The 9,658-nt window shown below is 39.8% G+C and carries 4 protein-coding genes; 2 read left to right on the plus strand and 2 right to left on the minus strand.

Annotated features, from left to right (window positions below; all coding sequences use genetic code 11):
- Positions 1-133: 133 nt before the first annotated feature.
- Entirely contained in the window at positions 134-3,931 is a 3,798-nt protein-coding gene (locus CEF22_RS02110) for an immunoglobulin-like domain-containing protein (RefSeq protein ID WP_100401553.1), read from the minus strand.
- Positions 3,932-3,943: 12 nt separating this feature from the next.
- Complete coding sequence (locus CEF22_RS02115; RefSeq protein ID WP_100401554.1) at positions 3,944-4,558, minus strand: Ig-like domain-containing domain; 615 nt, start codon at positions 4,556-4,558, stop codon at positions 3,944-3,946.
- A 153-nt stretch (positions 4,559-4,711) separates the two neighbouring features.
- On the opposite strand from CEF22_RS02115, the gene CEF22_RS02120 reads away from it, so the two are divergent.
- Both CEF22_RS02120 and CEF22_RS02125 read left to right on the plus strand, forming a co-directional pair.
- Positions 4,712-7,579 carry a VWA domain-containing protein gene (locus CEF22_RS02120; RefSeq protein WP_100401555.1) on the plus strand — a complete coding sequence of 956 codons (2,868 nt, stop codon included), beginning with the start codon at positions 4,712-4,714 and terminating at the stop codon, positions 7,577-7,579.
- 177 nt (positions 7,580-7,756) lie between these two features.
- The gene (locus tag CEF22_RS02125; RefSeq protein WP_100401556.1) at positions 7,757-9,607 is read left to right on the plus strand and encodes an Ig-like domain-containing domain; all 1,851 of its coding nucleotides are present in this window, start codon (positions 7,757-7,759) and stop codon (positions 9,605-9,607) included.
- Positions 9,608-9,658 lie beyond the last annotated feature (51 nt).

Raw genomic sequence — 9,658 nt, forward strand, 5'->3', positions numbered from 1 at the left:
GTCGAAGAAATTGCTCGTAAGGTGAAAGAAAGGACTAGAAAGTCGAAGAACCCACTCATAAAGTGAAAAAAGCATCCAGAAGATCAGTGAAAACTGACTTTCTGGATAGCTTTTCCCTTTTGAACATATTACTTTATTTAGCGATAAACGTCATTTTCGTTGGTTGTTTTAAAAAGGTGTTTTTATACTGACCTTTGATTTCTTTTTCAATCCACAGAGTGTATTGTTTGTTCGATTCATACGGCTGAAGCGGGGCGACAAAAATGGTTTTTCCATCGGCGCTTAGTTGTAATGAAACGGGTACATTTGCTTTTGTGATATCATCTGTCACGTAAATAACGTCTGAATATAGTGCCTTTTTGTCTACTTTTGTATTGTATTTAATTTCCCATACTTTATGGCGCGGCACGACCGGATAATCTTTAACCCACTCTTTCATTGGCGGTGGCTCGGCTGCCGTGACCGCACTAATGATTTGATCTTTTACCGCGACAGCGTAAAGGTCGCCGTTGTGAACGTTAGTCAATGGTCCTTTATAAGGTTGCCACTCCTGTAAATCGGATGGACTACCAAAGAAGAGATGACTCTTAAATAGATTTTTCCTTGCGCTGCGATCAAAGCTAACTTTGTTACTGTCCGCTGTGTACAGAATCTTAGCACCTGAGACATATGAGCTGATTTTATAAGTCGTTTCTCCGTTGTTTGTACTTGTCGTAATGATCGGGCGGTTGACTTTGTCGAGTAAAGCATAAATACCAGGCTCTGTTGCGAGTCCAACCATGGAGTTTCCAACGGTCTCAGTTGGTTGGACAATGGCATACAATTGATCATTGTCGCGGACCAGACGGACGAAAGTTTTGTCCGTCGCATTAGGCAGTTCCACTTCGATTGGTTGAAGGAACGATTTCGTTGTTTGTCCCCAGTTTAATTCGATAATGTTACTTAAGTTATTTTTCCAGCTCGGATCTTGCGGCTTGATCATGGAGCTTTTACTCATGCTGTTGATGTTCAAGGATGGACTGCTACTTTCTTTCACATTGACTGGTGACACATGGATCGACAAGTCATTGTTAACGAAGCTGACTCCTTGTTTCACTGCCACTTGTTGTTCTTCTGGTGATAAAGTGAACGTTTGCGGCGTTGTATAGACATTGATGTTTCTTTTTAGTGTCGATGTCCATGTGTTCGAGTTCCCAGAAGCTTCGGATACAGTGACCCTGTATGTTTTCGTTGTAGCCCCGGTTTTTTTTACTTCATATGTAACCGAGTTGGTAAAGTTTTGAACAGTTGTACCGCTCGTTTGTTTTTGCCCATTTACCCATACAGTCTCTTGTCCATTAATCGTTGTAAAGGAGGCGATCAATTTCGTTCGATCCGTCCCTTTAGGAACCGTCACTGTGATCGTTCCCTTTTCCTGATTAATCACTCCAAAGGCTTGCTCTTTTGAAAATCTAAAAGAAGAAATACCAATGAGTTTGTCTTTGTCAGCATCATTGTCTGAGCTAACATTTACTGTCTCAGAAGGCGTACTTTCGATACCGTTAACTGTTTGTGTTACATAATAGCCTAAACCTGCTGGAATGTCTTTGAAACTTGCGATTGTTGTATTTTTGGCTGCTTTTGATTCAATTAGTTGATCGTAAGTGTTGTACAAGTGAACAACGGATGTAGAATGATTAAATACACTTGATACATTGATCATGCTTGTTCCTGTTTCACTAGTAGGTTTGGCTAATTTTGGTGGAGTAACAGTGATTGTTCTTTGTTTAGGATCCGCTACTGTACCACGATCTGCCATTACGTTATAAGTGATTTTATAAACGCCAGGTTCTGTAAATGTGATATTACATGATGTTTTATTACACGGCTTAGTAGTACCATCTGGTAATGTCAGTGTTGTTGTAATCTGTTCTGTTAAGTTTCCGTCTATATAATCCTCTGCTGTTGCACCAGGATCAGTAAATTTATGAGTGCCCCCATCGTAATAGGGTTCTGCATCTTCATTCCATACAAATGAGAGTTTTTCAGGCCCTTCTAATGTGATATGTGGGCGGTCAATATCTACTACTTCTACAACATTGGAAGGTAAGCTTTCTAATATTCCAACCGTTTGTGTTACATAATATTTACCTGGTTTTACATCTTTAAAAACGTGTGTTGTTTCACCAGCTTTTAACGTGTAGGTTTGATTAGGGACTGGTTTACCATCGCTGTAATATAGCGTAAGTGTCGCTCCAGGAAGCCCGTTTTTAACTCCTACTTCACCGATATCTGCTTTACTGCCAATAGCCGTTACTGCTTTTGGGTTAACGATAATGGTTCTCGTGATAGAAGCAGCTGAATTCCCAGCTTTGTCTGTTACGTTATAAGTGATCGTGTATGTCCCTGGTTTGTTTGTATCGACGTTACCACTAATTTGAATTTTAGCTGACAGTTCAGCTGAACTATCGACATTGTCTGTTGCTGTAGCGCCGTATTCAATATATTGGTCACCCATCGTTAGTTTAATTGGATTGTCTCCATTTAAAGTTAATTTTGGTGGGGTTGTATCTTTGATTTCAATACGTTCAGAAGGTTCACTCATTACAGTAGAGCCATTTTCATTTTTATACTCTTGGATGACGAAATAGCCTTTTCCAACTGGAATGTCTTTTAAGTCGATAACTTCTGCATTTGCTTTTGGATAAGTTTTAATAAGCTGACCACCTGGATCTTGATACAAGTAAAGTATGGAGCCAGGGTATACATTTTGAACGGTAATATCGCCATTTGGTCCATCTGGTGTTGATGCTCCGCTTGTATGAGTAGCTGTTAATTTCACTCTTTTCGGTTTAATAATTACTTTTCGCGTTACTTCAATAGCTTTGTTTCCGTTGTTGTCTGTTGCATTGTAAGTAATGATATAAATACCGGGTGGTGAGTCTTTCGTAATTGGATTTTTAATATTTTCACTTGGTAATGGGAAAGTCCCATCAATGTTATCTGTTACAGTTGCTCCTAGCTCTTTGTACTCTTCTCCATGTACTAACGTTATTTCGCTGTCCCCGTTTAATGTAATAACAGGTGCTTGGGCATCTTTAATTATCACTTCTGTGTATAAGCTTTCTGCTCCGTTTTCTCGCTGAGTGACGAAATATTTACCTGCCTTTAGACCTGTAAATGTATAGCCTCCTTGTGAATCGGCTGGTTTTGAGTCTAATAAATTACTTTCGTTAAACTCACCAAAATACACACGAATAATATTGCCTGCTTTTGATTCTAATACTTGTAAAGTTCCTTGATCATTATTAGGTCCAGCGTCCGCTGAAGGAATAACTGCTACTTTATTAGGACGGATGGTGACTCCATTGTTGGAGGGTGCGCTTTCGACAGAGTCAATGACTTGTTTCACTCGATAGTTTTTCCCAGGAGGAACGAGTTCGAATTTCCCGTTTCCTTGACCATCCACATTTGTTGTACGTGGTGTAAACGGTGCAGTTCCATCATCATCTTTATAAAGAGTAAAAGTACCGCCGCTTACTCCTCCTGAAACTGTAATGGTTGTTGAATTTTCCTCACTATGAATAGTAACAGGATTAGGTTGAACATGTACGATTGGTGAAGCATCTGATATGGTAGTTCCCACTGTCGCTTTCACATAATAGCGCCCAGCATCGACATCTTGAAAGATAGCATTTTGGCCAGCTTGAACCTGTAATGGGCTGCCAACAGAACTATTGTCTTTTGCTCTGTACAGCGTTAATTCAGCACCAGTAGGGGCTCCAGTGACAGTAACCGTTCCTTTCCCTTTCCCATCATTACCACTAATAGTACTCCCTGCTACACTTCCGGGGAATATTCCCTCTGCTAAAACCTGTATTCCGATACCCATTTGAATATTACTAAACACAGTAATGATACACAGCAAGATAATTGCTATCTTTTTCTTCATTATATATCCCTCCTAACTTCCTATTTGATACGTCTGTTCTTCTATTAATTTGCCTTGTTGATTGTACGCGCGGATTTGTAGTAGGTCTCCATTCATAAGGCCGATGAATCCGCGGGTGAATAGATAATTGCTGTTTGGGTGAAGAGGTGTTTCTGATCCTTTGTTAATAGAAACCTTCACTGCTGCTACGCCGTCTGTTCCTTGCACTTTGACGTTCGTTGCTAATGGGTTCAGAGCGGCTTCGATGGATTTGATGTATTGTCCTTGTAATTGGAAATTCATGACTACGTCTTCTTTTAGCTTTTTCCCTTTTGCAGATTCCACCCCTTGTTTAATGACGAGTGTGTAGGACTTCCCGATTAAATATGGTTCGGAAGGGATGATCTTCATCATTTTTTGATCTTTTGATAGTTCATAGGAGATGGGATGCTTGTCTCCAGATGGACTAGAAATGTAAATGGAATCGGAGTCGTTAGGGATTCCTTTTACTGGGTTATTGAAAGAGATATTCCAACTTTTCATCGGATTCGTGATCATTTTTGGTTCAAAAGTTTTAGCTGTTGCTTCGGGAATCCAGAAAAACAAGCAACAGGATAGAATTAATAGTAGGATAAAGCTTTTTTTCACGAAAGGACCTCCTTGTTTTTGGTTAAGGTTACATGGGTAATTAAATTATTGTATACTAGTAATATATTAACATAAAAATGATGGTTTTCACGTGGTAGAAATGTACTTTCCTATTTATTATCTACCTTTTTATAGAATGAAAGGAGCAAAGTTATGAGAGTAAAGAAGCAGTTGGCATTATTGATTACGATGTTGTTGTTTGTATCTATGGTATTCAGTCCTCAGCAGCAGTCAGCACAAGCTGCACAAAGTGGTTCGGCGATTGGTTGTAGTCCGAATAGAGGGTTAGATATCACTTTTGTTTTGGATAATTCGGGGAGTATGACAGGGAATGATCCTGAGAATATTCGCATAACGGAAGCAATGAACTTATTGAAATCGTTTCATGAATATGACCGAGCGTCCGTTATTAAATTTAATGAAACAGCGATGAATTTACAATCGCTTACGTATGATCGTTATTTAGTAGAGCAAGCTTTGAAAACAGGTCAGCCCAACGGCGGGACAGATATGAGTACAGGAATGGAAGAAGCGCTGAAGGAGTTTGCTAATAATGGTGGAAACAATCATAAAGTTATGATCATTTTAACGGATGGTTATTCAATTAATAACGAGAGATCATTGCAGCTAGCTCAAAAAGCCAATGAAGCCAATATAACGATCTATACAATTGGTCTTGGTAATGATACTGATATTGATAAAGAAACTTTAACCAAAATTGCGACAAATACAAATGGACAATATGAGCGCGCAGTTAATGCTTCTGATTTGCAAGATACTTTTCAAAACATAAGAAAAAGCATTGAAGACTTACGAGGTCCGAAAGTGTTTAGTGATTGGACGTTGACAGAAGATCTACATAAGACAGGCGATTTAGTGTTAACAGAAAACATGAAATTAGATTTGAATGGCTATGATTTAAAAGTGGATGGCGATTTAGTTTTGCTTTCTTGCTCGGAGCTTCGTGCTGTTAGTGGAACAATCCAAGCAGGAAATGTTGATCAAAAGGCAGGAGCTACGATTAATTTAAACAATAGTCAGCTAGATGTGAAGAATGAATTTACGCAAGATGGACTTGTTCGCGTCAATGGTGACTACGGTGGTGATTCAAAGGAAGAGATCAGCATTCGTGGAGATTATCAGCAGCGAATTCGCGGTGATTTGCAGTTAAACGGTCATAAACTACTGGTTGCTAATAATTTGGATCAAAGTGGGAATATCCAACTAGGTGGCGGTTCTGTTCATGTAAATAACAATGTCACTCAAAAAGGCTTCTTTGACCTTGAGAAAGGAAAAATGACTATTTCCGGTAACCTAACGATTAACGGTGGATCATTAGTAGATGATGCATTCACTGAAAATAAATCGTTCAATGTGAATGGTGGTTATTTGCAAGTAGGTTCTAGTGAATCGATGGCACAGACGGCAGCTAAAGGAAATGTTGTGCAGGAAAGCGGCCAACTGTATGTCAATTATGGGATTGTCGATATTTTTGGTGATTATACGATTAAAGACGGCTGGTTAACGATGATTCACGGCACAGAAGATACGACAGGTCCTTCTAATGATATGGATCGGGATGGAGACTATGTCCATGTGTACCGCGATTTTACGATGGAAAGTCCTCGTAATCATGCGGAAAGATTGTACAACTATTTAGGAAAACCGATGCATGACCAAGCACATTTAACAGATGGTATTTTACAAGTTGATGGCGATTTTCGACAAAAAGGGGACAAGCAGTTCCACCCAACCTATAGTGACCGCTCACAAAACTATGAGCAAAATTATAGTCGTTTTAATTTCGTTGGAGATGGTCGACATAAAGTATTGTTGACGGGTAAAGGCACAATTGAAATGCAAGGAACAGGCTCGCGTTTTAATATTTTAGAAGTACAAGGAAGAATCGTTGATTATACGAGTGTTGGTCAAGTGAAGTGGAATCAATTAATTGAAAATGATAAATCAGCGAATGCCAATTTAAAAAGTCTTACGATTCAAGATATCCCGGTTCACAATTTTAATCCGGCTGTGTTGAACTATTCAGATCATGCGGTGCCGGCAAGTACCGTCACAGGTCCGCTTCGTCAATTAAAAGTCGATGCTCAAGCAGAAGATTATCGCAATGCAAAAGTGGAGATTATGGGCAATACGATTGGTGATGATGGAACAGCACAAGTGAAAGTGTTAGTAACGGCTCATGATGGGAAGACGACGAAATTGTATAAGGTTGGTGTAAAAGTAGGCGGCGAGACGGGTGGCAAGGTAACCTCCATTGTGTTAGATCGAGCGGAACAAACGTTTATGATGAACAGTTCAAGCAGTTTCACTCCATCAAAGGCGACGATTGGCTATACGGTGTATCCGAAAAATGCAACGAATCAGAAAGTGACTTGGACAAGTACGAACCCAGCCGTTGCAACGGTTAGCGGGAGTGGAATTATCACCCCTGTTGGAGTAGGAGAAGCGACGATCATTGCAGAAACGGAAGATGGAGGATATGAGGACTCCGTTCATGTAGAGGTGACAAAACCTTATGATCTATTAGAAGGGATTGATACGCTAGCAGACTTAGTATCAGATTCTGATCGCTACAACAAGATTATGGCATTATACGATCCGACTAAGATCGGAATCGTTGTACCAGGAGCACACATCCAATCTGTGCAATTTACTACTGCCGGTAACCTTGTGAGTGGAAGAATTAAAACCTCTGCTTCTGCTAGTCGAGTGGAAGTGCGTGTCAATAATCAGCAGTTACCTGCACCGTCGGTAGGAACGAATGAATACTTGTTTAATCGAGCGGGGCTGACATATGGAGATTATATCGAAGTATTTGTCTATAATGCAGCGGGCGATGAAATTGAGCGAGTATCTACAACGTACCCGGTAGACTACTCTCCAAATGGAGCAATTCCATACGGATATTATTCCATCCAGCAATTAATGAACGACCCGATTTTCTTCAACACACTGTTAAATTATTACTCATTAGAAGAATTGAGATTTTCAGTGAGATAAGGGACAGATCTCTTGTCCCAGTAAAATCCAGTGAAGGCAAGTATATCGTCGTCTCCACTGGGTTTTTTTCGGTCTTTCATAGCGATTGATCTATTTGAACTGAAAGAAATGTAGGAATAATCCGATATAATAATTAGGGAAATACATATATTGATTGAATAATAAGGAGGAAAAGGAATGAAAAGAAAAATAATGCCCGTCATCGCAGCAGCTCTTGCAACAGGAACGATTTTCTCAGGAACGGCATATGCCGCACCTAAAGATAGTCAAGATGTAGCGTATAATGTGAAAGCGAAAGGTCCTAATACAGAGTTGGTTGATCAAGTTAAAAATCAAGGTCAAGTAAACCAACTTAAATCGATTGATAAACAGTTAGATAAAATTGAAAGAATACTTATGGAATACAAAATGAAGCTTAATGATATTGATGAGGACGATGAGGACTTGGATCAAGACACAGATGATGCAGAAGATGCAGATCAAGCGGATGATACGGATCAAGACACAGATGATGTAGAAGTTGCAGATCAAGCGGATGATACGAATCAAGACACAGATGATGTAGAAGATGCAGAGCAAGCGGATGATACGGATCAAGACACAGATGATGTAGAAGTTGCAGATCAAGCGGATGATACGAATCAAGACACAGATGATGTAGAAGATGCAGAGCAAGCGGATGATACGGATCAAGACACAGATGATGTAGAAGTTGCAGATCAAGCGGATGATACGAATCAAGACACAGATGATGTAGAAGATGCAGAGCAAGCGGATGATACGGATCAAGACACAGATGATGTAGAAGTTGCAGATCAAGCGGATGATACGAATCAAGACACAGATGATGTAGAAGATGCAGAGCAAGCGGATGATACGGATCAAGACACAGATGATGTAGAAGTTGCAGATCAAGCGGATGATACGAATCAAGACACAGATGATGTAGAAGATGCAGAGCAAGCGGATGATACGGATCAAGACACAGATGATGTAGAAGTTGCAGATCAAGCGGATGATACGAATCAAGACACAGATGATGTAGAAGATGCAGAGCAAGCGGATGATACGGATCAAGACACAGATGATGTAGAAGTTGCAGATCAAGCGGATGATACGAATCAAGACACAGATGATGTAGAAGATGCAGAGCAAGCGGATGATACGGATCAAGACACAGATGATGTAGAAGTTGCAGATCAAGCGGATGATACGAATCAAGACACAGATGATGTAGAAGATGCAGAGCAAGCGGATGATACGGATCAAGACACAGATGATGTAGAAGTTGCAGATCAAGCGGATGATACGAATCAAGACACAGATGATGTAGAAGATGCAGAGCAAGCGGATGATACGGATCAAGACACAGATGATGGAGAAGATACAGATCAAGCGGATGATACGGATCAAGATACAGATGATGAAGAAGATGCAGATCAAGTGGATGATACGGATCAAGACACAGATGATGCGGATGATGAATCAGATGATGTAGAAAATGATTTAGAAGATAACCCTGGATATTCTGGGAAATTTAAAGCGTTACAAAATCGCTTAAATGCTGTAACTAATCGGTTAGATTCTCTTTCTGCTAAAGCGATAGATGAAGTCGCTTTGACTGAGCGTTATGATCGGGTGAAAGCTCTTCAATCAGAAGTGGGAGCTGTATTACTGACAATTAATCAAATTCAAGATAAAGTAACAAAAGAGATTGAACAGGACGATGCAGTTGAGGAGAAGGAAAGTGTGAAAGAGAAGGATCTGATGAAAGAATGGAAGATCCAATTCAGTAAGGCACTAGATGAGAAGACACTTTCAGAACTTGATATCATTGTTTTAGATCAAGATAAGAACCTAGTTGAAACAACTTTTACTTATTCAGCAGCAACAAAATCCGTGACGATTTCACCGCTTCAGCCTTATCAATCGGGTAAAACATATACGCTATATATAGGTAAGAAAATTTCAAGTAAAGAAGGTAAAGGGTTGAAAAATTCGGTGAAAATGAATTTTTCAATACAGTAATAATTATTGATTGAAGATCGATTGAGTAGAAGAAAGCCTAATGGAGAGCCA

The organism is Bacillus sp. FJAT-42315 (assembly GCF_002797375.1).
Classification (GTDB): domain Bacteria; phylum Bacillota; class Bacilli; order Bacillales; family Domibacillaceae; genus Bacillus_CE.